The sequence below is a fragment of the Pantoea sp. NPDC088449 genome, assembly GCF_044753225.1.
GTDB lineage: Bacteria > Pseudomonadota > Gammaproteobacteria > Enterobacterales > Enterobacteriaceae > Pantoea > Pantoea floridensis.
On record NZ_JBIVMT010000001.1, the window covers coordinates 305969 to 330017 of the forward strand.

The 24049-nt window shown below is 53.3% G+C and carries 26 protein-coding genes and 1 pseudogene; 10 read left to right on the plus strand and 17 right to left on the minus strand.

Annotated features, from left to right (window positions below; genetic code table 11):
* Positions 1 to 23: 23 nt before the first annotated feature.
* Positions 24 to 1333: pseudogene (locus ACIP6T_RS01440) on the minus strand (iron-containing alcohol dehydrogenase).
* 124 nt (positions 1334 to 1457) lie between these two features.
* Between ACIP6T_RS01440 and gntT the strand changes: the two are divergent.
* Complete coding sequence (gntT, locus tag ACIP6T_RS01445) at positions 1458 to 2774, plus strand: gluconate transporter (protein WP_400455001.1); 1317 nt, start codon at positions 1458 to 1460, stop codon at positions 2772 to 2774.
* 39 nt (positions 2775 to 2813) lie between these two features.
* On the opposite strand, the gene ACIP6T_RS01450 is transcribed toward gntT, so the two are convergent.
* The 3 genes from ACIP6T_RS01450 to ACIP6T_RS01460 all read right to left on the minus strand — a co-directional run bounded on the left by ACIP6T_RS01450 (position 2814) and on the right by ACIP6T_RS01460 (position 4808).
* The gene (locus tag ACIP6T_RS01450; RefSeq protein WP_400455003.1) at positions 2814 to 3896 is read right to left on the minus strand and encodes a malate/lactate/ureidoglycolate dehydrogenase; all 1083 of its coding nucleotides are present in this window, start codon (positions 3894 to 3896) and stop codon (positions 2814 to 2816) included.
* Positions 3897 to 4001: 105 nt separating this feature from the next.
* Entirely contained in the window at positions 4002 to 4247 is a 246-nt protein-coding gene (locus ACIP6T_RS01455) for a hypothetical protein (RefSeq protein WP_007890717.1), read from the minus strand.
* 375 nt (positions 4248 to 4622) lie between these two features.
* On the minus strand, positions 4623 to 4808 hold the full coding sequence (locus ACIP6T_RS01460) for a hypothetical protein (RefSeq protein WP_097094607.1): 186 nt from the start codon (positions 4806 to 4808) through the stop codon (positions 4623 to 4625).
* Positions 4809 to 5207: 399 nt separating this feature from the next.
* Here ACIP6T_RS01460 and pagP point away from each other — a divergent pair, with 399 nt between their 5' ends.
* The 3 genes from pagP (at position 5208) to ACIP6T_RS01475 (ending at position 6912) form a co-directional block, all read left to right on the plus strand.
* The gene (gene pagP / locus ACIP6T_RS01465) at positions 5208 to 5780 is read left to right on the plus strand and encodes a lipid IV(A) palmitoyltransferase PagP (RefSeq protein ID WP_097094606.1); all 573 of its coding nucleotides are present in this window, start codon (positions 5208 to 5210) and stop codon (positions 5778 to 5780) included.
* A gap of 150 nt (positions 5781 to 5930) precedes the next feature.
* On the plus strand, positions 5931 to 6140 hold the full coding sequence (gene cspE / locus ACIP6T_RS01470; RefSeq protein ID WP_007890714.1) for a transcription antiterminator/RNA stability regulator CspE: 210 nt from the start codon (positions 5931 to 5933) through the stop codon (positions 6138 to 6140).
* 346 nt (positions 6141 to 6486) lie between these two features.
* A complete protein-coding gene (locus tag ACIP6T_RS01475; protein ID WP_097094605.1) occupies positions 6487 to 6912 on the plus strand; it encodes a GNAT family N-acetyltransferase in 426 nt (141 codons plus the stop codon).
* Here the strand turns inward: ACIP6T_RS01475 and ACIP6T_RS01480 are convergent.
* A complete protein-coding gene (locus ACIP6T_RS01480; RefSeq protein WP_400455007.1) occupies positions 6896 to 8251 on the minus strand; it encodes a PLP-dependent aminotransferase family protein in 1356 nt (451 codons plus the stop codon). The two genes, ACIP6T_RS01475 and ACIP6T_RS01480, sit on opposite strands and share 17 nt — an antisense overlap.
* Positions 8252 to 8388: 137 nt before the next feature.
* Between ACIP6T_RS01480 and ACIP6T_RS01485 the strand changes: the two genes are divergently transcribed.
* From ACIP6T_RS01485 to tatE, 6 genes are all read left to right on the plus strand, one after another.
* Positions 8389 to 9348 (plus strand): nitrate ABC transporter substrate-binding protein, encoded by a 960-nt coding sequence (locus tag ACIP6T_RS01485; protein WP_400455009.1) that lies wholly within the window; start codon positions 8389 to 8391, stop codon positions 9346 to 9348.
* A gap of 2 nt (positions 9349 to 9350) precedes the next feature.
* Positions 9351 to 10145, plus strand: coding sequence for a deaminated glutathione amidase (locus ACIP6T_RS01490; RefSeq protein WP_097094602.1), 795 nt, complete (start codon positions 9351 to 9353; stop codon positions 10143 to 10145).
* 18 nt (positions 10146 to 10163) lie between these two features.
* Positions 10164 to 11051 (plus strand): ABC transporter substrate-binding protein, encoded by an 888-nt coding sequence (locus ACIP6T_RS01495; RefSeq protein ID WP_097097573.1) that lies wholly within the window; start codon positions 10164 to 10166, stop codon positions 11049 to 11051.
* Entirely contained in the window at positions 11048 to 12007 is a 960-nt protein-coding gene (locus tag ACIP6T_RS01500; protein ID WP_345827093.1) for an amino acid ABC transporter permease, read from the plus strand. Before ACIP6T_RS01495 ends, ACIP6T_RS01500 begins: the two co-directional genes overlap by 4 nt.
* The gene (locus ACIP6T_RS01505; RefSeq protein ID WP_097094600.1) at positions 12004 to 12774 is read left to right on the plus strand and encodes an amino acid ABC transporter ATP-binding protein; all 771 of its coding nucleotides are present in this window, start codon (positions 12004 to 12006) and stop codon (positions 12772 to 12774) included. The genes ACIP6T_RS01500 and ACIP6T_RS01505 overlap by 4 nt, the downstream gene beginning before the upstream one ends.
* A gap of 97 nt (positions 12775 to 12871) precedes the next feature.
* On the plus strand, positions 12872 to 13075 hold the full coding sequence (gene tatE / locus ACIP6T_RS01510; protein WP_345827092.1) for a twin-arginine translocase subunit TatE: 204 nt from the start codon (positions 12872 to 12874) through the stop codon (positions 13073 to 13075).
* A gap of 112 nt (positions 13076 to 13187) precedes the next feature.
* Here the strand turns inward: tatE and lipA are convergent, their stop codons facing one another.
* From lipA to lptE, 12 genes are all read right to left on the minus strand, one after another.
* Positions 13188 to 14153: a lipoyl synthase gene (gene lipA, locus ACIP6T_RS01515; protein ID WP_097094598.1), complete on the minus strand. Its 966-nt coding sequence runs from the start codon at positions 14151 to 14153 to the stop codon at positions 13188 to 13190.
* A 170-nt stretch (positions 14154 to 14323) separates the two neighbouring features.
* Complete coding sequence (gene lipB, locus ACIP6T_RS01520) at positions 14324 to 14980, minus strand: lipoyl(octanoyl) transferase LipB (RefSeq protein ID WP_345827091.1); 657 nt, start codon at positions 14978 to 14980, stop codon at positions 14324 to 14326.
* Positions 14981 to 15049: 69 nt separating this feature from the next.
* The gene (gene ybeD, locus ACIP6T_RS01525) at positions 15050 to 15313 is read right to left on the minus strand and encodes a DUF493 family protein YbeD (RefSeq protein ID WP_097094596.1); all 264 of its coding nucleotides are present in this window, start codon (positions 15311 to 15313) and stop codon (positions 15050 to 15052) included.
* Between the two features lie 97 nt (positions 15314 to 15410).
* A complete protein-coding gene (gene dacA, locus ACIP6T_RS01530; protein WP_007890701.1) occupies positions 15411 to 16622 on the minus strand; it encodes a D-alanyl-D-alanine carboxypeptidase DacA in 1212 nt (403 codons plus the stop codon).
* Between the two features lie 117 nt (positions 16623 to 16739).
* Positions 16740 to 17822, minus strand: coding sequence for an endolytic peptidoglycan transglycosylase RlpA (rlpA, locus tag ACIP6T_RS01535; RefSeq protein WP_400455017.1), 1083 nt, complete (start codon positions 17820 to 17822; stop codon positions 16740 to 16742).
* A gap of 10 nt (positions 17823 to 17832) precedes the next feature.
* The gene (mrdB, locus tag ACIP6T_RS01540) at positions 17833 to 18945 is read right to left on the minus strand and encodes a peptidoglycan glycosyltransferase MrdB (protein ID WP_097097572.1); all 1113 of its coding nucleotides are present in this window, start codon (positions 18943 to 18945) and stop codon (positions 17833 to 17835) included.
* Between the two features lie 8 nt (positions 18946 to 18953).
* Positions 18954 to 20858, minus strand: coding sequence for a peptidoglycan DD-transpeptidase MrdA (mrdA, locus tag ACIP6T_RS01545; protein WP_097094594.1), 1905 nt, complete (start codon positions 20856 to 20858; stop codon positions 18954 to 18956).
* Between the two features lie 33 nt (positions 20859 to 20891).
* Positions 20892 to 21362, minus strand: coding sequence for a 23S rRNA (pseudouridine(1915)-N(3))-methyltransferase RlmH (gene rlmH, locus ACIP6T_RS01550; protein WP_097094593.1), 471 nt, complete (start codon positions 21360 to 21362; stop codon positions 20892 to 20894).
* Positions 21363 to 21365: 3 nt separating this feature from the next.
* Complete coding sequence (gene rsfS, locus ACIP6T_RS01555; RefSeq protein ID WP_097094592.1) at positions 21366 to 21683, minus strand: ribosome silencing factor; 318 nt, start codon at positions 21681 to 21683, stop codon at positions 21366 to 21368.
* 91 nt (positions 21684 to 21774) lie between these two features.
* Positions 21775 to 22419, minus strand: a complete 645-nt coding sequence (nadD, locus tag ACIP6T_RS01560; protein WP_345827088.1) for a nicotinate-nucleotide adenylyltransferase — start codon at positions 22417 to 22419, stop codon at positions 21775 to 21777.
* Positions 22412 to 23443: a DNA polymerase III subunit delta gene (gene holA, locus ACIP6T_RS01565; protein ID WP_400455021.1), complete on the minus strand. Its 1032-nt coding sequence runs from the start codon at positions 23441 to 23443 to the stop codon at positions 22412 to 22414. The genes nadD and holA overlap by 8 nt, the downstream gene beginning before the upstream one ends.
* Complete coding sequence (gene lptE / locus ACIP6T_RS01570; RefSeq protein ID WP_097094589.1) at positions 23440 to 24039, minus strand: LPS assembly lipoprotein LptE; 600 nt, start codon at positions 24037 to 24039, stop codon at positions 23440 to 23442. The genes holA and lptE overlap by 4 nt, the downstream gene beginning before the upstream one ends.
* Between the last annotated feature and the right edge of the window lie 10 nt (positions 24040 to 24049).

Genomic DNA, 24049 nt, shown 5'->3' on the forward strand with positions numbered 1-24049 from the left:
CAGCATCGGCTGCCCGCTATCACTTAAATAATGCGCCAGGCTGCGGCGATCATCTCCATTAATGTGGGGGCATCGTAGCTGATCCAGCCGTTTTTGCTGTTGGCGCGCGTCACGATCCATTCAACGTCGCTGGCAGAGAGCGTTGGTCCATCAAGCCAGAAAGGCACAATCGCGTGCTGTTGAATCCAGGCTTTCAACGCTAATGCCGGCGGAGCCGGATCGTCTGGAAGCAGCAGCTGACCGAGTTGTGCCATCAAACGCTGCTGTTCAGCATGTTCGGTTTCCGCCAGCACATCGAGGAATGGGAAGAGTAAGCGTCCGCAGACTTCGCCGTGATGAAAGGGTTTAATCGCTCCCAGTTCACCAGCAATACCGTGGATCACGCCCAAACCGGCACTGCTCAGACACACGCCACCCAACCATGATGCCATCATCATCGCCTCGCGTGCAGTATCCCCACGCTCATCGTCACGATTCAAATCCGGCCAGGCTTTGAAGAACAGCTGCAGCCCATTTAACGCGGTTTGCTGGGTAAATAAATTACCTTTGCGTGACAGATAAGCTTCAAATAAATGGGTAAAGGCATCAATAGCGCAGGTTGCCAACACGCTATCCGGCGCGCCCTTTAGCAGATCGGGATCGAGAATCGCCACCTGTGGCACAAATACCGGATGACGCAGCGAGGCTTTGACCTGAATGTGTTGCTGATCGGTGACGACGGCATTTTGCGTGGCTTCGCTGCCGGTGCCCGCGGTGGTGGGAATGGCGATCAGCGGTAAGGTTACGGCTTGCACCGGGGTATCACCGACTTTCTCCAGATAGCGCGCCGTGTTGAGTGGATGTTGCATCATCGCGCTGAAAGCTTTGGCGGCATCCAGTACGCTGCCGCCGCCAATCGCCACCACACGATCAACGTGACCGCGCCAGCGCCGCACCCAGGCGTCGATCTCATCCGGCGAGGCTTCATGGCTGACAATCTCATAGCCGATAATCCGATCGTTCAGCGCAGCGCCCAGGCGCGCCCAGGCCGGACCGTTGAGGAAAGAGCGACCGCAAAACAGCAGCGTTGGCTGAGTATCGGCTGCCAGCAGGGGAATTAACTGGTCGATACTGCCGCGACCAAACAGGGTTTGTTGATTACTGTACAACGCGATCAGATTCTCACTCACCTGCATGTCCTTCTTAAATGGCGAAAGACCCTAGTGTAACGAAAAGCCGTGACACTCCCGCTGCAAACATTCTGATAACGCACAGGCAAAAAGTTGATCACCTTCGCAAAACAGAAATTCCGCCGCTGCGCCAGGTGCTTTGTGCACAATGTTACCCTTAACATGATACCCGTAACATCGTGGCCGTGGTGATTATTCATCCCGCACGCTGCTGTATCCAACATCCTCTGGGATAACCAAAATAAACCGCTGCCGGTAGATTACCGTGCGCAAAAGTGGAGAAAAATTATGCCATTACTCTATGTGGCGATTGGCGTAGCGTTACTGCTGCTGCTGATGATCCGTTTCAAACTGAACGGATTTATTGCGCTGATTCTGGTCGCGCTGGCCGTGGGCGTGATGCAGGGCATGCCGGTCAATAAAGTTATTATCTCGATTAAAAACGGGGTAGGCGGTACCCTGGGCAGTCTGGCGTTGATCATGGGCTTTGGTGCGATGCTGGGAAAACTGCTGGCAGATTGCGGCGGGGCGCAACGTATTGCCACCACGCTGATTGCCAAATTCGGGCAGAAGCATATTCAGTGGGCGCTGGTGCTAACGGGCTTCACCGTGGGCTTTGCATTGTTCTATGAAGTGGGCTTTGTGCTGATGTTGCCGCTGGTATTCAGCATCGCCGCCTCCGCGCGAGTTCCTTTACTGTACGTGGGGGTACCGATGGCGGCGGCACTCTCCGTCACGCACGGTTTCCTGCCACCGCATCCGGGTCCAACAGCGATTGCCACACTGTTTAACGCAGATATGGGTAAAACGCTGCTCTACGGTACGCTGCTGGGTATTCCTACCGTGATTCTTGCTGGTCCGGTTTATGCACGTTTCCTGAAAGGAATTGATAAACCGATCCCGGAAGGATTGTGGAATCCGAAAACTTTTACCGAGGCAGAGATGCCAGGATTTGGCGTCAGCGTCTGGACAGCATTGATGCCCGTAGTACTTATGGCATTGCGTGCGGTGGCGGAAATGCTGTTGCCAAAAGGTCACGTGCTGTTGCCTTATGCGGAGTTTTTCGGCGACCCGATTATGGCTACATTGATCGCGGTACTGATTGCCATCTTTACCTTCGGGCTAAACCGTGGACGCAGCATGGATGAGGTGATGGCTACCATTACAGATTCCATTAAAATTATCGCCATGATGCTGCTGATTATTGGCGGCGGCGGGGCGTTTAAACAGGTGCTGGTGGACAGCGGTGTGGATAAATACATCGCTAATATGATGCATGCAACCAATTTGTCGCCGATCTTTATGGCGTGGTCGATTGCCGCCGTGCTGCGCATTGCGTTGGGATCGGCTACCGTTGCGGCGATCACCGCAGGCGGGATTGTCGCACCGCTAATTGTTACCAGTGGTGCCAGCCCAGAATTGATGGTGATTGCCGTTGGCTCAGGCAGCGTCATTTTCTCGCATGTGAACGATCCGGGTTTCTGGCTCTTCAAAGAGTATTTCAACCTGACCATCGGCGAAACCTTCCGCTCATGGTCAGCGCTGGAAACCATCATTTCTGTGTGTGGTTTGGTGGGATGTTTGCTGCTGGCCAGCGTTATATAAGCATTCAGGCTGAGGCTGCGCGCCTCAGCCTTGCGCCGTTTACTGCGTTAGCGCACGGAAAGCCGCGAGTTCTTCCTGAGGCATACCCGCTTGCAGCGCCGCTGCACAGATTTGCTGCCAACTGTTGTTATCAAGCGGAATACCGTCGCGATAGCGCGCCACTCTGTTATGTTCTTCCCATTCACCGGGCACCTGAATGGCTTCATTGCCACTTTGAGGTGACTGTTTCACCCAATCGAGGAATGATTCAGCCTCTTCTTGCATGGCTGGTGCATCAAACGCCTCCGGGTTCACAATAATGGTTGTCATGCAGTTGAAAATGGCATCATGACTGGTGACCAGCGTCGCATCATGCGTGGTGCGACCGCCCGACAGCGCGCCGCCGAAAATTTCACACATCGTCGCCAGCGCATAACCTTTGTGCAGACCAAACGGCATCAGCGAACCATAAGGTGCCTGGTGCATTACGCCCGGTTCCGTGGTCGGTTTGCCCTGATGATCGATCAGATAACCCGGCGCAACCTGCTGCTCTTTGTTCCACGCCACCCGAGTCTTACCGAAGGCGATACCGCTGGTGGCGAAATCGAGCAACAGGGGTTTGGTATTACGGCGCGGGAAAATTGCACAGAAGGGATTGGTGCCAAAACGTCTATCGCTGCCGTTATAAGGGGCAACCATCGGATCGCCCATCACGTTCACGAAATGGAAAGAGACAAAACCCGCTGCGGCGCACTGTTCCGCCCAATGACCGATGCGACCAATATGATGCGAATGATGGAGTCCCACTGCTGCGATGCCCAATTTGGCTGCACGCTCAATGCCAAGCTGCATCGCCTCATATGCAGCAACCTGACCAAACCCGTTGTTAGCATGAAGCGTCAGTACCGCGCCAGCATCTTTTTCGACAGTTGGGTGTTGGTTCAGCTGCAGGAAGCCTTGCGCCAGCGAGTTCATATAGCTTGGGATCATGCCGATGCCGTGCGAATCATGTCCCGCCAGGTTTGCGGCAACCAGGTGTTCAGCCACTAATTGAGCTTCTTGCGCGCTGCTGCCAGCATGGAGCCAAATGGCTTGAACAAACTGATGCAGGTGGGAAGGGGGAATGCGATGTTGAGTACTCACGCGGTTAATCTCCTTATCATGGTCAATAACGCATCCTGCGACGAAAACGGCGATAACCGCAAGTCAGCAAATTAAGTAAAGGGCCACAAGCTGTGGCCCAAAAACTCAGTGCGGCTGTTCGAAGCCCGCTTTGACCATTTGATCGCGCAGTGCACGCGTGATTTCACGGTTCCCACCCGTGATAGGGTAAATGACATTGTTGACGACATCGTCAAGATAATGCTCTTCAAACTCCTGCATGGTGAGTTGCGTACCACCTTCGTCGTTGATGGCAATGCTGCCACTTATGTGGTTGCCGTAATCCTTTGCCTTAAGGCTATAACGCCCCATGCTGGTATTAATTGTGCTCATAATCATCTCCTTGTTACGTAGGCATTGATAACAATTGAGGCCTCTTCAGGCGCTATAAGTTTAGACTGTGGATAGGCGGTAAATGCACTAACAAGGCGGATGAAAATTGAACGCTGCGACCTGTCTCGCAGAAATTAATTTTCAGACAAGCGCAGCGGCGTTAATAGGCATGGGCACGTTTAAGGCGGGAAGCGAAACCAGAATCATCATCTATACTGGATAACAGATACCTTATTTTTCATACAAGAAGGAGCGAACAATGAAAATAATCCTGTGGGTCATAGCCATCATCTTCATCGTTGGGTTATTAACTTTAACCGGCGTATTTAAACTTATCTTCTGATATAGACAGGCACCTTCGGGTGCCTTCATGCTTTATTCGGCACAGGCTTTAGTGGCATTCTGATCGTCCATCACCAATTCACAGATATCGGCGAGATTCAGCGGCTTATAACATTGTGCACAACAGGCCCCATGATGGTCTGGCAAATCCACCTTTTCACGATGGTATGAAGTGTAAAAGAATTTAGCGCAACCACAGCGGCTGCAACGAATCGTCATCTTTGTTCCTTCCCTCTCCGTCCTGGAAAGTCGAGATTTATCTTATTCGTGCGCTGAGTTCAAATGGTAAATTTTATTAATTTATTCTGCGCGTGAATAATTCTCTCTAACTTGTTGAATACAATATGGTTGCACCATGTGACCGTTTCTCAGAGTTTGCATTTTTTGTACATAAAGCCACATCACTCATTCGTTTACCTGCCATTTCAAATCACTTCTTCTTCTTAAGGCAAAATTAACCGCTCGAATGTTTAAGAAACAAGAAAAGGCCTGGAGAGAGTGGCGTCTTTTTTTTAATACACTTTCAGCACATTAAAATAAAAACTCAGTTCTGCATGTAGACGAAAACCTCATCGCTGTGGGGCTGAAGTTTTAGAATGACCCATAGGAAATATCGTTGTGAATCGGCAAATTTCTGCAGCCCTGTTGGGTTGTATTTTGACCTCATCGGTCTCGTTTTCGGCATCAGCAGAAACCACATCGCAAGCCGTTAAATCTGGCTGGAGTACTTTCAGCGACAATGTTTCCCAAACATGGTCACAACCGCAGAATTACGATTTTTATTTACCTGCAATCACCTGGCATAATCGTTGGACTTACGACGACAGACACATCAAAAAATACAATGAACGTCCCTGGGGCGCGGGTGCTGGTGTATCGCGCTGGGATGAAAAGGGTAATTGGCACGGCATCTATGCCATGGCATTTAAAGACTCTTTTAACAAATGGGAGCCGATAACCGGCTACGGCTGGGAGGCCACCTGGCGCCCCTTAAACAATCAAGATTTTCATCTGGGCGCAGGTTATACCGTAGGCGTGACGGCGAGGGATAATTGGAAATATATTCCCGTTCCCTTTATTTTACCTTTGGCATCAATCGGATATGGACCTGCGACGTTCCAGATGACGTATATTCCTGGAACGCACAATAACGGCAACGTTTACTTTGCCTGGTTGAGGGTGGAGTTTTAAGCGTTAGCGATGCGCAGAAAGTGTGATCAGGACGCAAAAAATCAATATTTATCACTTTTTCATCAAATCGCACTGGACAAATGTCACCGCAATTGCTGTACTAGACGTCGACACAGTTTAGTGTCCTTTTTTCATGTAAAGGTAATATAGATGTCTAAGATCAAAGGTAACGTAAAGTGGTTTAATGAGTCGAAAGGCTTCGGTTTCATTACTCCAGAAGATGGCAGCAAAGATGTGTTCGTACACTTCTCTGCTATCAACAGCAACGGTTTCAAAACTCTGGCTGAAGGTCAACGCGTTGAGTTCGAAATCACTGACGGCGCTAAAGGCCCATCAGCTGCTAACGTTATCGCACTGTAATTAACAGTTCGAATTCTGAAAACCCGCCTAATGGCGGGTTTTTTTTTATGCCTGCCACCAGAGAATCATCCATGCAACCACGGCGAGCGTACTGACGCTGAGCGCCATTAACTCGTTAAAATCATGTGGAACCAGATTCTTCATTTTCTTGCCTCAGAGAGTGATTTTCCACAGCATGGCAGTCCCAGATTAAGCCAGCCTTAAGCCGACATGACGTTACTATGACAAGGCAGATTCTGCGGCGCATCTCACAGATAATTCCCGTAACAACCCTACAACAATCCTTACTTGCAGATTTTTCGCTGGCAACGCTATATAACTGCTCAGGGAAATGTCAGGAGGCAGGATGAACATACGTCAGGCAGAGGCAAAAGACAGTTTTGCGTTGAGTGCGTTGCTAACCGAATTAGGCTACAGCGCGACGGAAGGGTTTATTGATAAGCGTCTGGAGCAGCTTTGTCATCATCCAGACGAAATATTGCTGGTCGCTGAACATGGCAGCCAGGTCTTGGGTTTTCTTTCACTTCATTTTATTCCTCAACTGGCATTGGCCGGCGATTTTGCCCGCATTAGCTATTTCTGTATTGCCGAAGGCGAGCGCAGTAAGGGGAGTGGCCAGCAGTTGTTGAATCATGCTGAACAGCTGGCGCGTTCGCACGGCTGTGACCGTATGGAAGTGCATTGCCACTCTTCACGCCTTAAAGCTAATCAGTTCTATGCACGCGAAGGCTATGTGGAGTCTCCGCGCTACCACATTAAAGCTCTGAGCTAAGATTGAGTTCACGGCCGCTGGCAATCACGATGGCGTCGGCGATACTGTCAAGTTGTGCGAAAGGTAGCAGCGCCGCGCTGACGCGAATGAATTGCCTGCTATTGATACTACAGCGTTCGCCTGGCAGCACGGCAATGCCACGTGCTGCCAGCGTGATCATCGCGTACTGTTCAGATTGCACGGGGATCCACACGCTCAATCCATCGCGTTCCTCGAGGAGAAGTCCTCGTTTCGCCAACGCGGCCAGCAATTGTTGACGACGCTGCGCATAGGTGAGCTTCGCATGCTGAACACGCTGCTGAGTATCTTCATCATTGAGCATCCACGCCACGGCATCCTGCAGAATACGGCTGGTCCAGCTAACGCCAAAGTTACGCCAGGCCTGTAAACGTTTCACCATTTCTGAAGTACCAGACAGCACCGCCAGACGCAAATCCGGGCCATACGCTTTGGAAAACGAGTGTACGTGCAGCACGCGCTCGGGGTAGTGGAAGCCAAGGCTCCATACTGGCCATCTCGATAGATCGCCAATTCCATCGTCCTCCACGATGATAGTTGTGCTGTTCGCCAGCACGCGGGCTAACTCGGCGCTACGCCGCTGGCTGACGCTGTGTCCGGTGGCTGAATGGGTACGGGGCTGATAGATAAACATCGCCGGAGATTTTTGCAGCAGCGTAGCGAGAGCGGTGGCTATCGGTCCTTGTTCATCGCACGGCAGCGGCAGAATTTCCGCACCGATATTGTCGAGAATATCCAGCAGACGTGTGGCGGTAGGATCTTCAATGACCACGCGATCTCCTGGTGATAGCAACGTTTGCACAATCAGATTCATGGCATCAAATCCGCCATCGGTTGCCAGCCAGGCTTCAGCGGGATAAGGCCAACGTGGCGTAATCGCGGTCTGCAACTGGGGGGAAATCGCCTCACGTTGATAGCTGTTCAACTGAGGGGAGGCAAGGCCTGCCAGCATCGCCTGACGCAGATCTGGCAGCAGGGACGGATCGGGCGAAGCCATTGCCAATGATGCCCGAACATTTTCACCGTAATTGCCAATTTTCTCAAAACGTATAGGGCGCGGCATCACACTATTGCCGCTCACCCATACGCCGCTGCGGCCTTTCCCCGCCAGCACTTTCTGCTTTTTTAGCTGCGCCCAGGCCGCCGACACGGTGGCCGGACTCACCCCCAATCGTTCTGCCAGCTCACGCACGGCTGGCATTTGCATGCCCACAGCAATCTCGCCATCGCGAATCAAGGTTGATGTGGCATGCGTAATGCCTTTCACCGAAGCGTCAGTGATGTGCTGACTCAGCCACGGCAAATCCACAATTTGCGTCATAAGAAAATCCTTTGTTCAGTAACAAATAATAGATTGTTCAGATTAGTATTCGCGTTTTAGACTCAAATTCAAGCACTATTTGCTGCAAAAACCATCACAGCTGTAAGGCTGGCAAAACAGACGGGGAAAGCATAACTATGGTAACCATTAGACTGGCGGTGCGTGACTGGGACTACTTCACCCCGCTGGCACTTGGCGACATCAAGCCAGAAGGGTTTTCGCTGGAAATTGATCGCGTGGGCACATTGGTTGATAACCTGGCAACCAGCGATCAATATGATGCGGGTGAAGTGTCGTTCAGCCGCTTTGCTCAGGCCCGCGCGAAAGGGGACTCCTCATTGCTGGGACTACCCCATTTTCTCATGCGCGGTTTCCGTCAGCGCTGCATCATCACCACGCGTGAAAGCCCGCTTACTTCGCCTGCACAGTTGAAGGGTAAAAAGATTGGCGTGACGGGATGGCAGGATTCCGGCAACACCTGGACGCGCACCGTACTGCGTGAAGCGGGTGTTGAGATCGATGATGCCTACTGGTTTGCCGGGCGTTTGACGGCGGAACATCCGATTGTCGATCGCCTGGCCGGTTTTGGTCGTCCGGGTCGCATCGAGCCAGCGCCGGGGGAGCGTCCACTGATCGACCTGCTGAAAACGGGCGAGCTGGATGCGGTATTCACGCCGTTTATGCCTGAAGGTTTTTTCCTTGCCGATTCAGGGCTGCGCCAGCTGCAGCTAGATTTCGCCGCTGCTGAGCGTGACTACTTTAATCGTGTTGGTTACGTGCCAGGCATTCATATCCTGGCAATAAAACCTGCATTGGCAGACGCGCATCCCTGGCTGCCCCAGGCACTGAGCGAGATTATCGATCGCTCCTACCATATGTGGATGAAGAAGCGCGAAAAATACGCGGATACCACGCCGTGGCTGCTGGATGATTTGCGACGTACCGCGCAGGAATTACCTGCCGACTGGAATCAAAACGGCTTTGCCGCTAACAAAAAGATGATTGCCGACTTTGCTAATGAGCTATTCCAGCAAAGCCTAACGAAAACATTGCTAACGCCAGAGGCGATCTTTCCGGCGGCGGCACGAGGAGAATAATCATGAAAGTCGCAATGGGGCAATTTGCCGTCAGCCGTGAATGGCAAGAAAACACCGATATTTGCATCGGATTGATGAATAAGGCGCTGGCGGGTGGCGCGGATCTGCTGGTACTGCCAGAGGGCGTGCTGGCGCGCGATATCGCCGATCCCGATCTGGTACTGAAAGCCGCGCAGCCGCTTGATGGTCCTTTCGTTACGCAGCTGCTGGCTGTCAGCAAAGGCAACATGCTCACCACCATGATGAGCGTGCATGTGCCGACCGAAGGAGAGAAAGCGCTCAACGTGCTGATCGCCATCCGCAACGGTGAAATCATCGCAAAGTACGTCAAGCTGCATCTGTACGATGCTTTTGCCATGCAGGAGTCACAGCGTGTTAACCCCGGACGAGAAATTCCGCCGCTGGTCGAAGTAGCCGGCATGAAAGTGGGCCTGATGACCTGTTATGACGTGCGCTTCCCGGAGCTGGCGCGCCGTTTAGTGCTGGATGGCGCCGAGGTGTTGGTGCTGCCGGCCGCGTGGGTGAAAGGCCCGCTGAAAGAGATGCATTGGGAGTTACTGACCACAGCGCGGGCGCTGGAAAATACCTGTTACATGGTGGCGGTGGGCGAATGTGGTCCACGCAATATCGGTAACAGCCTGGTGATCGATCCCCTCGGCGTAGCGATAGCCAAAGCACCTGAATCGGCCGCACTGGTGTTTGCCGATCTCGATCCACAGCGCATCGCCTATGCGCGCAGTGTGCTGCCGGTGCTGGAAAATCGCTGTTTTGCGCGTCCTGAACTTAAACCACTTTGAATGCTGGGGAATCGACTGATGAAAACTTTTGCTACCGCCATCGCGCTTTCATTAGGTCTGACGGCCTGTTTCGCTCAGGCCGCGGAGGCTATTCCTGCGCAAAAAATGGATCAGGCACTGCACGATCGCCTGCCAGCGGAAATTAAGCGCAGTGGAAAGATGATCTCAGTAAATAACGGATCTTTTCCTCCGTATGAAATCGTTAATGGGCCGCACACAATGGACGGCGCATCCGCCGATCTGACCGAAGCGCTGGCGCAGCTGTTGGGCGTGAAGATAGAGCATGCAACCGTGAGCGGGCTATCCGGTGTGCTCACCGGCATCAATTCTGGCCGCTATCAAATGGCGATTGGCCCCATTGGTGATTATCCGGATCGTCAGCAGAAGGTCGACTTTATCGATTTTGTGCAGGAGTTTGTGGTGTTTGGCGTACAGAAAGGTAATCCGTCAAAGATCAACGGGCTGGAAGATACCTGCGGCAAGCGCATTGCGGTAATGGCAGCCGGTTCAGCTGAACAGGTGATTCGCAAGCAGTCAGATGCCTGTGTTGCGGCGGGTAAACCGGCAGTGGTCGTGCAATCGTTTACCGATCAGCCTTCGTCGATTTTAGCCGTTCGGTCTAAACGTTCCGATGCGTTCTTCTCATCACAGGCGCCGCTGACTTACTTTATCGAGCAGGCTAACGGTCAACTGGAATTATCGGGCAAAGGCAAGAAAAACGGCTTTGGCGATATTTTCCAGGGCACCGTGGTGCCGAAAGGTTCGGAACTGGGGAACGTGGTACTGGACGCGTACAAAGAGCTGTTTAGCAACGGCACTTACGCGGCGATCATGAAGAAGTGGAAACTAGACGGTAACGTATTACAGCAACCAGGTCGTAATCTGGCGCAAGGGGCAGCAAAATGAGTCTCATCACCAACAATTCGCGAGCCAGGGATAAGGCCGACGTGCAGCAGCGCGATGTGGCTTTCGCCCGCAGTGCACCCACGTATGGGCGCTGGATCTCATGGATTGTGGTGCTGGTTATCGCCGCTGATTTCCTCTGGCTGGTGGCGACTAACCCCAATTTCGAATGGAAAGTGGTGCTGCAGTGGTTTACCGAAGGTTCGGTAATGAAGGGGCTTCAGGTCACGCTTGGCTTGACGGTGGTGTCGATGATTCTCGGCACGCTACTGGGATTGTTACTCGGTGTCTGGCGACTATCGGAAAACAGATTGCTGAGTGGCATAGCGTCGCTCTATATCTGGTTTTTCCGCGGTACGCCGCTGCTGGTGCAACTGATTTTCTGGTACAACCTGTCGACGCTATTTCCTACACTTTCAATCAGTGTTCCCTGGACGGATATCACCTTTGCCAGCTGGAACACCAACGATCTGATTACGCCACTCACCGCCGCGATTGCCGGGCTGGCGCTCAATGAAGCGGCGTACATGGCCGAAATCATTCGCGCGGGCTTGCTATCAGTGGATAACGGTCAGGTGGAAACCACGCAGGCGTTTGGCATGAGCCGCAGCCGTGCGTTACGCCGGGTCATTATCCCACAGGCGATGCGTTCGATTATTCCACCGACGGGCAATCAGCTGATCAGCATGATCAAAGCCACGTCGCTGGTGAGCGTGATCGCCATGGGCGATCTGCTGTATTCGGTGCAGGCTGTCTATAACCGCACCTTTGAAATTATCCCGATGCTGATGGTGGCGGTGATTTGGTATCTGTTTATCACCTCTATTCTCAACGTGGGCCAATCCGCGATTGAACGTTACTACGCACGCGGCACTACGCGCAGAGTGATGAATAAACGCCGCAGCGTGGCAAACGATCAAACCCCGGCCGTCGCACAGCGGTTGAAGGAGGATGTATGAATCAGGTTCAGCCGCTGGTGCGAGCACGTAATGTGCAGAAGAGTTATGGCGATAATGAAGTGCTGAAAGGCATTGATCTCGATGTGTTTCCTGGCGAAGTGGTGGTGATTCTGGGGCCGTCAGGTTCGGGTAAATCGACTTTCCTGCGCTGCATTAACCATCTGGAGGACATGAATGCCGGTTCGATCATGGTTGGTGAGGATCAGATCGGTTACGAACTTAAACGTGGCATCTTGCACCGTTTATCGGCGCGTAAAATTGCGCATCAGCGTCAGAAAATTGGCATGGTATTTCAGCAGTTCAATCTCTATCCGCATATGACGGTGCTGCAAAATATCATTGAGGCGCCGATTGGCGTGCACAAGTTTCCACGGCAAGACGCGCTAAAGCATGCACGCGAACTGCTCGCTACGGTGGGACTGAGTGATAAAGCGGATGCCTGGCCGCGTCATCTTTCAGGCGGGCAGCAGCAGCGCGTGGCCATTGCTCGTGCGCTGGCGATAAAACCGGCGCTGATGCTATTTGATGAGCCCACCTCGGCGCTCGATCCTGAGTTGGTTGGCGAAGTGCTAGCCACCATGCGGACCTTAGCCGATCAAGGCCTAACCATGATTGTGGTCACGCATGAAATTGGTTTTGCGCGTGAAGCAGCCGATCGTGTGGTATTTATGGATGGCGGCGTGGTGGTGGAGCAGGGCGCGCCAGAACAGGTGATTGGCAATCCACAGCATCCGCGGACGCAGGCCTTTCTCAGCCGCTTTATCTAGCCCGTGGTCTCACTCTGTTACAGATTGCAGTTGAGGCCGGCTATAAACTGCGCGTTAATAGGCAGGTCCGTTTTTCACAATGGTTGAAAGGTAAATTATGGAAGGTATCAGTATTGCCAAACTGCTGATCATCGGTGCGCTCATCGTACTGCTTTTTGGCACCAACAAGTTACGTTCACTGGGTGGCGATCTGGGTTCCGCAATCAAAGGCTTTAAAAAAGCCATGAAAGATGATGAATCCGGCGCATCCAAAAGTAGCGCTGAAGAAGTGCCCGCCGATCGGGTAAGCCACAAAGAGTAATTACTGCGCTGAAGGTCAATAAGTGTAAGTATTTATTACGTTGATAAAAAACCAGGCTGTTGCCAGTCTGGTTTTTGTTTTTTATCTCATAGCGCGTTTTGAAGACGCAATATTATTTCACTTCCAGGCCTTTTGCCTGCATGTCAGCGTGATACGAAGAGCGTACAAACGGGCCGCAGGCCGCATGGGTGAAGCCCATCGCCATCGCTTCTTCTTTCATCTCGTCAAACTCAGCTGGACTGACATAACGTTGCACGGGCAAGTGATGACGGCTTGGCTGCAAATACTGTCCCAGCGTCAGCATAGTGACGCCGTGGCGACGCAAATCGCGCATCACTTCAATGATTTCGGCATTCGTTTCGCCAAGGCCAACCATCAAACCTGATTTGGTTGGAATTTCCGGATGCGCTTCTTTAAAACGCTCCAGCAATTTCAGTGACCAATCATAGTTCGCACCAGGGCGTACCTGACGGTAAACGCGCGGTACGTTTTCCAGGTTGTGGTTGAACACATCCGGTGGCGTGGCATTAAGAATTTCCAGCGCACGATCCATACGACCACGGAAGTCAGGCACCAGCGTTTCAATTTTGATGGTTGGGCTTTTTTCGCGAATGGCCGTGATGCAGTCGGCAAAGTGCTGTGCACCGCCGTCACGCAGGTCATCACGATCCACAGACGTGATAACCACATAACGCAGCGCCATATCGGCGATGGTTTGTGCCAGTTTCAGCGGTTCGTTGGCATCCGGCATATTTGGACGGCCATGTGCCACATCGCAGAAGGGGCAGCGACGGGTACAGATTGCGCCGAGAATCATAAAGGTTGCGGTACCGTGGTTAAAACACTCTGCGAGGTTAGGGCAAGAGGCTTCTTCGCACACCGAGTGCAGACCATTTTTACGCATCGCGGCTTTGATGCCCTGAATGCGGCTTGAATCCGCAGGCAGTTTGATCTTCATCCATTCCGGCTTACGCAGAATTTCTTCACGCTCAACCACCACGGTTTTCACCGGGATGAGCGCCATTTTGTCGGCATCGCGATACTTGACGCCACGTTCCATCTGAATTGGTTTACTCATAAATCTGCAGGTTCCGGTCGGGATTGCGATTTGAAAGCTTCCTCACTCAAACTGAGAACCAGGCTTTCAACTTTTTTTGAAAATATGGCAAAAATTATATCATCTCGTCTGCTCATAAGCAGCCGATTAGCCGGTGCAAAAGTTACAATTTTGTAAATTCGCACGTACAGTCAAGGTTGAATCGCGTCCTCACTGCGCCATTCCAGCTGGCTAAATCCGGTTAAACGCGCAAAATGCGCGACCAGTGGCGGCTGTACATCTGCGGGCGTAACGCCTGGCTGGAACTGGCTGAGTTGCGTCATCTGCATGCCCGCATATCCGCAGGGATTGATGCGTAAGAAGGGGGCTAAATCCATCGCCACATTGAGCGCCAAACCATGAAATGAGCAGCCTTTGCGAATGCGCAGACCGAGCGAGCAAATCTTGTCATCGCCAACATACACGCCCGGCGCATCCGCGCGAGCACGAGCGTTAATGCCATAGTCGGCCAGCGTCGCAATTACCGTCTCTTCTAACGCTGTCACTAATTCACGTACGCCCATCTTGCGGCGTTTCACGTCAATCAGCACATACATCACCTGTTGGCCTGGCCCGTGATAGGTGACCTGGCCGCCACGATCGCTTTGTACCACCGGAATATCGCCCGGCATCAGCAAATGTTCCGCTTTGCCTGCCTGGCCTTGAGTAAACACGGGATGATGCTCAACCAGCCAAATTTCATCGGCCGTGGTGCTGTCGCGCCGATCGGTGAAGTGATGCATCGCATCTGAGATGGGTTGCCAATCGCGCTGGCCGAGTTGACGAACAAGAAGCGTATTAGCTGACAAAGCGAAGATCCGATAGAGAGTGGAGGGCAGAGTATAACGCTGGCAAAGTGGACTTTGCCAGCGCCAGAATTACAGCACCATACGCACGATTTCGATATTGCCCAGCTCTTCGTACAAGGTTTCAACTTGCTCAATGTGGGTGGCGGTGATGGTAATCGACACTGAGTGATAGTTGCCTTTGCTGCTTGGTTTAACGTCAGGTTTGTAATCGCCTGGCGCGTGGCGCTGCACCACTTCAACCACTTGATCAACCAGCTCCGGCTGCGCCAAACCCATCACTTTATAGGTAAAAGGGGTAGGGAATTCGAGCAGTTCATTCAATTTGGTTTTCATAGATTCACTCCGGTGCTTAAAAAAACAGGCTCCCGCCGGGGCGGGAGCAAAGATAGTAACTTATTTGGGGGCAAATTGGCGTTTTTTCAAGCGCGCCTTAGCCGAACCAGTGATGGAACATTAATTTGATGTAATCAATAATGCGGCCGAAGAAACCGCCTTCCTGTACTTCGTTCAACACCACCAACGGACGCTGCTCAACGGTTTTGCCATCAAGCTGGAAGTTGATGCTGCCAACCACCTGATTTTTCTGCAGCGGTGCGTGCAGTTCGGTGTTGTTCAGCACATAGCTGGCTTTCAGATCTTTCATGCGGCCACGCGGGATGGTCAGATAGGCATCTTTTTCCACGCCGAGCTGCACACGATCGCTATTACCAAACCAAACCGGTTCAGAGGCGAACTCTTTGCCAGCTTTCAGTGGCGCCACCGTTTCGAAGAAGCGGAAGCCCCATGTCAGCAGTTTTTTACTTTCGGTTTCACGACCTTTATAGGTACGGCCGCCCATTACCGCTGAGATCAAACGCATCTGGCCTTCTGTTGCAGAGGCCACCAGGTTGTAGCCTGCTGCATCCGTATGACCGGTTTTGATGCCATCAACGTTCAGGCTGGTATCCCACAACAAACCATTACGGTTGGTCTGGCGGATATTATTGAAGGTGAAATCTTTTTCACGGTAAACCGCATACTCATCCGGTACGTCACGGATCAGCGCCTGACCGATCAACGCCATATCGCGCGGCGAGCTATATTGGCCTTCTGCATCCAAACCATGCACGGTCTGGAAGTGGGTGTTTTTCAGGCCCAGCGCACCAACGTAGTTGTTCATTAGGTTGACGAATGCATCCTGGCTACCTGCGACGTAGTCAGCCATGGCTACGCAGGCATCGTTCCCCGACTGCAGCACGATACCGCGCGTTAGCTGTGAAACCGGTACGCGATCGCCCGGTTTGAGGAACATCAGCGATGAACCTTTGAATACGGGATTACCGGTAGCCCAGGCATCTTTTCCCACGGTAACGATGTCATCGTTATGGATTTTGCCCGCCTTGACCGCCTGACCAATCACGTAGCTGGTCATCATTTTGGTCAGGCTCGCCGGATCGCGACGTGCATCCGCGTTCTTTTCGGCCAGCACTTTACCGGAGTTATAGTCGATCAGCACATAAGCTTCGGCATCAATGTCCGGCACGCCCGGAATCATAGTCTTAAGGTTCACATCGTCCGCAAAAGCGACGTGGCTGAGAGAAAGGGCGATCAGTGATCCCACTGTCAGGCGTTTCAGAAAACGAGAAGGTTTCAGCGTATTCATGTTCAGGACTACAACATCCGTGGGTTTAGAGTGAAAAAAGTGCCTAACTATAGCAAACGTCCGATCGGGCGACATCTTGCTTTGCAAATCAGTTTCAGCAGGAAATGTCACTGTCCGTTACATCGAAGGACGGGCAGTGGTAATAAATGAGCTCATTTGCGCTTCCGTGTTCAGGCGCTGCTGCAACGCAACTGCATCGGCGCGGCTTTTAAAGCCACCAAGCTGGATGCGATAGACGTTGCCATTGGCTTCAACTGCACCCGGTACGCCAAAGCGTTTGCCCAGGCTATCCGCCAGCTGACGCGCACGCGTGGCATCGTTAATGGCACCAACCTGCACCACATAGCCGCTGCCTGCATGGGCATTTTGGCTGCTGGCGGGTGCGGCACTTGCTGCTGCTGCTGGTGACGAGGGAACCGGTGCCGCTGGCGGCGGTTCGCTGCCTTCCAGCACGCCGTTGGCTAAGGGCTGCGGTGCGCCAAGAAAACCACTGCTCTGCACGGGGGCGCCCATGTTGCCATTACTTTGCAGCGTACTGTTATCCACGGGGCGTACATCTTGCGGTGCAGGCGCGGGGGCACTGCCACCGGTCATGACCCCGCCACCCAGGTCTGGACGAGCGGGCAGGGCGTAGCTCTGTTTGGCAACGGTAGTGCCAATGGTTCCGGGCCCGGAGACGGAACCATCGGGTGCCACTTTAATGTAATCAACACGCACGCGGGTGTTGTTGGAAATATTCAGGCGATCGCCTGCGGCTCGCGACAGGTCAATAATACGTCCCGGCGTGTAAGGACCCCGATCGTTAACCCGTACCACAATTTGGCGGCCGTTAGCGAGGTTGGTCACGCGCACATAGCTTGGCAGTGGCAGCGTGGGATGCGCGGCGGTCATTGCTTCAGGGTCGTAAGATTCACCGATAGCGGTGCGATTACCTTGTGCTTCATCGCCATACCAGGTCGCCAAACCCACTTCGCTGTAGTTCGACGGATCCTTAATCACGCGGTAACTTTTACCATTGACGCTGTAATCCTGGCTGGTAGAAGGATTGATCGGTTCATAACGCGGTTCTACGCCGGGGATTTCCACCACCGGGCCGTTATAGGCCGGTTGCGGTGGCGCAGTGTTATTCTGCGGTTCCGGTGTGGAACAGGCAGCCAGTACCAATGATGCCAGTGCAACCCCAAGCCAGTCCTTACGCATGTGCAGCCTCTTAAACGCTTTTAGATAACATTTTTCGATGAGTATGGATCGACATCACGATGCCAAACCCAGCCATTAACACAATCAATGCCGATCCGCCGTAACTCACCAGCGGCAGCGGTACGCCAACCACCGGTAAGATACCACTTACCATGCCAATGTTAACGAAAACATAAACGAATAAAATCAGCATCAAACCGCCAGCCATTACGCGGCCAAAGGTCGTTTGCGCGCGAGCGGCGATAATCAGGCCGCGCATAATCAGCAGCAAATAGAGTACCAGCAATAACAATACGCCAACCAGGCCGAGCTCTTCCGCTAACACCGCAAAGATAAAGTCGGTATGGCGCTCAGGCAGGAACTCCAGCTGAGACTGCGTACCGTGTAGCCAGCCCTTACCGCGCAGGCCGCCCGAGCCGATGGCAATTTTCGACTGAATGATGTGGTAACCAGCGCCAAGCGGATCGCTTTCCGGATCCAGCAGCATCATCACGCGGTCACGTTGATAATCATGCATCAGGAAGAACCACAGAATGGGGATGAAAGCTGCCACTAATAGCACTGCCACGCCAATCAGCTTCCAGCTCATACCGGATAAGAACAGGACAAACAGACCGGATGCGGCGATCAGAATCGAGGTGCCGAGGTCAGGTTGCGCCGCCACCAGCAGCGTGGGCATGAAAATCAGCACCAGTGCGATGCCGGTATTTTTCAGCGTTGGCGGGCACACATCGCGGTTGATAAAGCGCGCCACCATCAGCGGCACGGCAATCTTGGCAATTTCCGAGGGCTGAAAACGCACGAAACCGAGATCGAGCCAGCGCTGCGCGCCTTTACTGATATGGCCAAAGGCATCGACCGCGACCAGCAAAATCACGCAGACAATGTAGAGGTAGGGCGCCCAGCTTTCATAGACGCGTGGCGGCACCTGCGCCAGCACCAGCATGATCACAATACCCATGGCTATTTGTCCGAACTTGCGCTCAGTCATGCCCGGGTCCTGTCCGCTGGCGCTCCAGATGACGACGGCGCTATAGGCCAGCAGGCTGAGAATGATCAGCATAAATAACGGGTCAATATGGATACGCGTCCAGATCGACCTTTTCTGCGGATTATCGTTCATGGACATCTTTATTCACCTTCGTAGCCGGGCGGCGTCGGTGCGGCTTCTGGCAGCACGGTATTGTTGTCGCCTAACATAATGTGGTCGAGAATCTGGCGCATCACGGTGCCCACTGCCGGGCCCGCACCGCCGTTTTCCAGAATCATAGTGACCGCCACGCGCGGCTTATCGTACGGTGCGAAAGCCGTCATCAATTTGTGGTCGCGTAAACGTTCAGCAATCTTGTGTGCGTTATAGGTCTCATTCTCTTTCAGGCCGAAGACCTGCGCTGTACCGGACTTGGCGGCGATTTTATACGGCGCATCGGCAAAGCTTTTATGCGCCGTTCCGTTGGCGCGGTTTGCGACGCCATACATACCGTCTTTGGCAATTTCCCAGTAGCCAGAGTGAATGTCGCCAATCGGCGCATCCGGCGGCTGGCGATAAGGCACCATGGTCTGCCCTTCACGAGTGGCGCGCAGCAGATGCGGCACCTTAATCACGCCATCGTTAATCAGAATCATCATCGCTTTGTTCATCTGTATCGGCGTGGCGGTCCAGTAACCCTGACCGATGCCAACGGGAATGGTGTCACCCTGATACCAGGGTTTTTTGAAACGCTTAAGTTTCCATTCACGCGTCGGCATGTTGCCCGCGCTCTCCTGCGGCAGATCGATGCCGGTACGATGGCCGTAACCGAACTTGGTCATCCATTCTGAAAGGCGATCGATGCCCATGTCATATGCGACCTGATAGAAGAAGGTATCCGCTGACTCTTCTAGCGATTTCGTCACGTTCAGACGGCCATGACCCCATTTTTTCCAGTCACGGTAGCGCTTTTCCGAACCCGGCAACTGCCACCAGCCGGGATCGAACAGGCTGGTATTGCGATTAATGACGCCCGCGCTTAACGCCGAGACGGCAACGTAAGGTTTAACGGTGGAAGCCGGTGGATAGGAGGCCTGCAGCGCACGGTTATACAGCGGACGGTTTTCGTCGCTTAGCAGCGCTTTATAATCTTTGCTGGTGATGCCGTCGACAAACAGGTTCGGGTCATAGCTGGGCGTTGATACTAACGCGAGGATTTCGCCGGTACGTGGGTCGCTCACCACCACCGCCGCGCGGCTGCCGGTCAGTAACGTTTCGATGTACTGTTGCAGCTTGAGGTCTACCGTCAGATAAATATCGCGTCCGGCCTGCGGCGACTGCTCGTGCAGCTGACGGATCACGCGGCCACGGTTGTTAACCTCAACCTCTTCGTAGCCGGTTTTGCCGTGCAGCACATCTTCGTAGTAATTCTCAATGCCGAGCTTGCCGATATCATGCGTTGCCGCATAGTTTGGCCATTTTCCTTCCTGATCGAGACGCGTCACATCACGATCGTTGATTTTAGATACATAGCCGACCACATGGGTCAGCGTCTGGCCGTAAGGATAGTAGCGGCGTTGATAGCCTTTCACTTCCACGCCAGGAAAACGGTATTGATTGACGGCGAAACGTGCTACCTGCACCTCGTTCAAACCGATTTTTACCGGAATTGAGGTAAAGCGACGCGAGCGTTTGCGCTCTTTTTCAAAGGCATCAATGTCGTCATCGGTCAGATCCAGTACCGGTCGCAGATCCTGTAAGGTCTGCTTCAGGTTTTCGACCTTTTCCGGCATCAGTTCAGCCTGGTAGATAGTGCGGTTCAACGCCAACGGCACGCCATTCCGATCGAAAATAATGCCGCGGCTGGGCGCAACCGGCACCAGTTTGATGCGGTTTTCATTCGAACGCGTACTGTAGTCGTCAAAGCGCAGGATTTGCAGGTGGTACAGATTGACCACCAGTATGCTGGAGAGCAGCAGAATGCCAAAGAAGGCCACCAACGCTCGGCGGACAAAAAGTTTCTGTTCGGCAGTGTAATCGCGAAAGGCGTTGCTCTGTAATTTCATCCGCTACATTTTTTGTCTGGGGTTGTCAGGCGTTTATTCACGATGATAAGGATGATTCGTGGTGATGCTCCACGCACGATACAGGCTTTCTGCTACCAGCACACGCACCAACGGATGTGGCAACGTGAGTGCGGAAAGCGACCAGCTTTGTTCGGCAGCGGCTTTGCATGCGGGCGCCAGGCCTTCCGGACCGCCGATCAACAGGCTGACATCACGACCATCCTGCTTCCAGCGTTCGAGCTGCTGCGCCAGCTGCGGCGTTTCCCACGGTTTTCCTGGAATATCCAGCGTGACGATGCGATTTCCTTTACCTACGGCGGCCAGCATCGCTTCACCCTCTTTTTCCAGAATGCGTTTGATATCTGCGTTCTTGCCGCGTTTCCCGGCAGTGACTTCTATCAATTCAAACGGCATATCTTTGGGGAAGCGGCGCAGATATTCCATGAAACCGGTCTGAACCCAATCGGGCATTTTGGTGCCGACGGCCACAAGCTGCAGTTTCAAGGCTTAGCTCCAGAGTTTTTCCAGCTCATACAGCTGGCGGCTCTCTGCTTCCATCACGTGCACAATCACGTCACCGAGGTCAACCACCACCCAATCGGAGGCCGTTTTACTGTCTACACCTAGCGGTTTCAGGCCCGCAGCGCGTGATTCCTGCACCACGTGATCGGCGATTGAGGAGACGTGACGCGTCGAGGTGCCGGTGCAAATAATCATGCAATCGGTGATGCTGGATTTGCCTTGAACATCGATAGCAATGATGTCCTGGCCTTTGAGATCATCAATCTTATCAATAACGAAGTCTTGGAGTGTTTTACCTTGCAAAAGGTTCCCCTTAAAAACAGGTGATTACGGACGGGCTAGCGATTGGAAAAAAGTAGCCGAAAATGAAGCGGCGCAGTATAGCATGCTGCGATCAACCGCGATATAAGCCAACGCTATCGATATAGTCGATGACTGCATCAGGCAGCAAATCAGCGCACGAGGCGCCCGCGTGGCGGCGCTGACGGATCTCTGTGGCGGAGATATTGAGCAGCGGCGTATCGGCCAGCCAAATCCGTCCAGCGGATGAGTGATGCAGCTGCTGCACGTCATCGGCAAGATGCTCATCAAGCCAGCGCTGCATCTCTGGTGTATCCATCTGCGTCGCATAGCCGGGACGTTTACACACCAGTAAATGACACAGCGACAGCAGATCTTGCCAGCGATGCCATTTGGCTAACGTTAGCAGAGAATCCTGACCAATGATAAACGCGAGGGGCTGTTCTGCGCCGCGCTCGGCACGCAATGCTTCCAACGTGGCGACCGTCCATGAGGGCGTGTCACGTTCCAGTTCGCGCGTATCAATCTCAAACAGCGGACGATCGGCGATAGCACAGCGCAACATTGCCACGCGCTGCTGGGCACTGGCTTCGGGCTGCGGGCGATGGGGTGGCACATTATTTGGCAGCAGCGTGACTTTTTTCAGGCCCACCTGCTGCGCCAGCGCTTCTACCGGGCGCAGATGGCCATAATGAATAGGATCGAAAGTGCCGCCAAAGAGGGCGTAAAGTTTAGACATCGGTAAAGCTTATGGGGAAATCACGATGACAGAGCAGCAGCGACAAGGTCTCAAGCTGCGGCCAGAGATTTTGCCCGTAATCCTGCTTCATGCTCAGCTCCAGCTCTGCCAGCAGATGGACCACGCGTTGTAGACGGCGCGCATCAAGGCGCTGCAGTGCTTCGGTAAACAGTGCGCGGCGATTTTGCCAAATACGCTGCTGGTCCATTAACGTGCGCAGTGCTTGTTTAGCCTGATTACGCTGCAGATGGAGCAACGTGAGCAAGTCGCGTTGCAGCGTACGCAGCAGAATCACCACTTCGCTATCCTCTTTTTCCAGCTGATGCAGGATGTGCAGGGCACGTTTGCTTTTACCCGCCAGCAATGCATCAACCCAGTGGAATGGCGTAAAGTGCGCAGCGTCGTTAACGGCGGCTTCTACGCGCGGCAACGTCAGTTTGCCATCTGGCCACAGCAGCGACAGGCGCTCTAACGCCTGGGCCAGCGCCAGCAGATTACCTTCATAGCAGTAGCAGAGCAACTGAATGGCGGCGTCATCAACGTTGAGTTTCATCGCTCTGGCGCGGCCGGCGACCCAACGCGGCAGCTGAGCCTGTTCCGGCGTCTGACAGGGAACTAACACCGACTGCGCACTCAGTGCTTTGAACCAGGCGCTGTTCTCCTGGGCTTTGGTTAACTTCGCCATGCGAAGCACTAGCAGAATGTCGCTGTGCAGTAGCGTAGCCAGTTTTATCAGCTGGTCAGCAATGGCCGCGTTTGGCCCATTTTCTGGCAGTTGCAGCGTTAAGGTTTGGCGTTGGGTAAAAAGGCTAAGTGACTGGCAGCTGACAAAAAGGGCATCCCAGTCAGTTTGCGCATCCACGGTGACGCTAAAATGTTCTTCAAACCCCTGCGCAATGGCCGTTGCGCGGATAGCATCGGCGCTTTCCTGAATCAGCAGCGGTTCATTACCGGTGAGAAAATAACAGGCGCGCAGCCCCTCACGAAGCTGCGCGCTCAGTTGTTCAGGATAAATCCTGATCATTGCAGACTGGTAGCTGACGAAGAAGACACTTCCGGTGAATTCTCTCCCGGTGCAATCGTCTCAGGCTGCGGTAAGGTCTCTTTGTTGCTTTCCTGCGCGGCGTGAACGGTAAGCAATTTACGCACTAGCTGCTCGGCCGCGCGCTGGCGCATCTCCTGCACAATCATGTCCTGCTCCGCATCCTTGGCCAGTGCGGCGTTCGGGTTGTCGAAGAAAGAACGATACACGGTAGTGCTGATTGGATAGATTCCTTTACCCGGCAGCAGAACCTGGGCGGTTACCGTCATCACCAGTGAGTATTCCGCGGTGGTTCCGCTGATAAACACCGATGCGGTATCACGTCCCTGGCCTTCCGCACCCAGGCGCAGCGTTGGGTACTTAGCGCTGGCCGCTTTGCTGTCTTCAATGATGTTCACATTGTTGATGCGTAGCTGCTGGCGCACGGCACGTGACAGTGGACCATACGGGTCGCCACTTTGGACGATGAGTGTTTTCATCTCGGCCGGCACCGATGTGGTGCCGCGCGGGTGAAAACCACAGCCTGCGGTAATCATTACCGCAAGCAGGACAAACAGCCTGATAATCAGTTGTCGCACAGTTCCTCCT

Excerpts from the sequence above, each read along its gene's own strand:
- gntT (WP_400455001.1), top strand. The coding sequence starts at position 1,458 with ATGCCATTACTCTATGTGGCGATTGGCGTAGCGTTACTGCTGCTGCTG.
- ACIP6T_RS01455 (WP_007890717.1), bottom strand. The coding sequence starts at position 4,247 with ATGAGCACAATTAATACCAGCATGGGGCGTTATAGCCTTAAGGCAAAG.
- ACIP6T_RS01460 (WP_097094607.1), bottom strand. The coding sequence starts at position 4,808 with ATGACGATTCGTTGCAGCCGCTGTGGTTGCGCTAAATTCTTTTACACT.
- cspE (WP_007890714.1), top strand. The coding sequence starts at position 5,931 with ATGTCTAAGATCAAAGGTAACGTAAAGTGGTTTAATGAGTCGAAAGGC.
- ACIP6T_RS01475 (WP_097094605.1), top strand. The coding sequence starts at position 6,487 with ATGAACATACGTCAGGCAGAGGCAAAAGACAGTTTTGCGTTGAGTGCG.
- ACIP6T_RS01480 (WP_400455007.1), bottom strand. The coding sequence starts at position 8,251 with ATGACGCAAATTGTGGATTTGCCGTGGCTGAGTCAGCACATCACTGAC.
- ACIP6T_RS01485 (WP_400455009.1), top strand. The coding sequence starts at position 8,389 with ATGGTAACCATTAGACTGGCGGTGCGTGACTGGGACTACTTCACCCCG.
- ACIP6T_RS01490 (WP_097094602.1), top strand. The coding sequence starts at position 9,351 with ATGAAAGTCGCAATGGGGCAATTTGCCGTCAGCCGTGAATGGCAAGAA.
- ACIP6T_RS01495 (WP_097097573.1), top strand. The coding sequence starts at position 10,164 with ATGAAAACTTTTGCTACCGCCATCGCGCTTTCATTAGGTCTGACGGCC.
- ACIP6T_RS01500 (WP_345827093.1), top strand. The coding sequence starts at position 11,048 with ATGAGTCTCATCACCAACAATTCGCGAGCCAGGGATAAGGCCGACGTG.
- ACIP6T_RS01505 (WP_097094600.1), top strand. The coding sequence starts at position 12,004 with ATGAATCAGGTTCAGCCGCTGGTGCGAGCACGTAATGTGCAGAAGAGT.
- tatE (WP_345827092.1), top strand. The coding sequence starts at position 12,872 with ATGGAAGGTATCAGTATTGCCAAACTGCTGATCATCGGTGCGCTCATC.
- lipA (WP_097094598.1), bottom strand. The coding sequence starts at position 14,153 with ATGAGTAAACCAATTCAGATGGAACGTGGCGTCAAGTATCGCGATGCC.
- ybeD (WP_097094596.1), bottom strand. The coding sequence starts at position 15,313 with ATGAAAACCAAATTGAATGAACTGCTCGAATTCCCTACCCCTTTTACC.
- dacA (WP_007890701.1), bottom strand. The coding sequence starts at position 16,622 with ATGAATACGCTGAAACCTTCTCGTTTTCTGAAACGCCTGACAGTGGGA.
- rlpA (WP_400455017.1), bottom strand. The coding sequence starts at position 17,822 with ATGCGTAAGGACTGGCTTGGGGTTGCACTGGCATCATTGGTACTGGCT.
- mrdB (WP_097097572.1), bottom strand. The coding sequence starts at position 18,945 with ATGAACGATAATCCGCAGAAAAGGTCGATCTGGACGCGTATCCATATT.
- mrdA (WP_097094594.1), bottom strand. The coding sequence starts at position 20,858 with ATGAAATTACAGAGCAACGCCTTTCGCGATTACACTGCCGAACAGAAA.
- nadD (WP_345827088.1), bottom strand. The coding sequence starts at position 22,419 with ATGTCTAAACTTTACGCCCTCTTTGGCGGCACTTTCGATCCTATTCAT.
- holA (WP_400455021.1), bottom strand. The coding sequence starts at position 23,443 with ATGATCAGGATTTATCCTGAACAACTGAGCGCGCAGCTTCGTGAGGGG.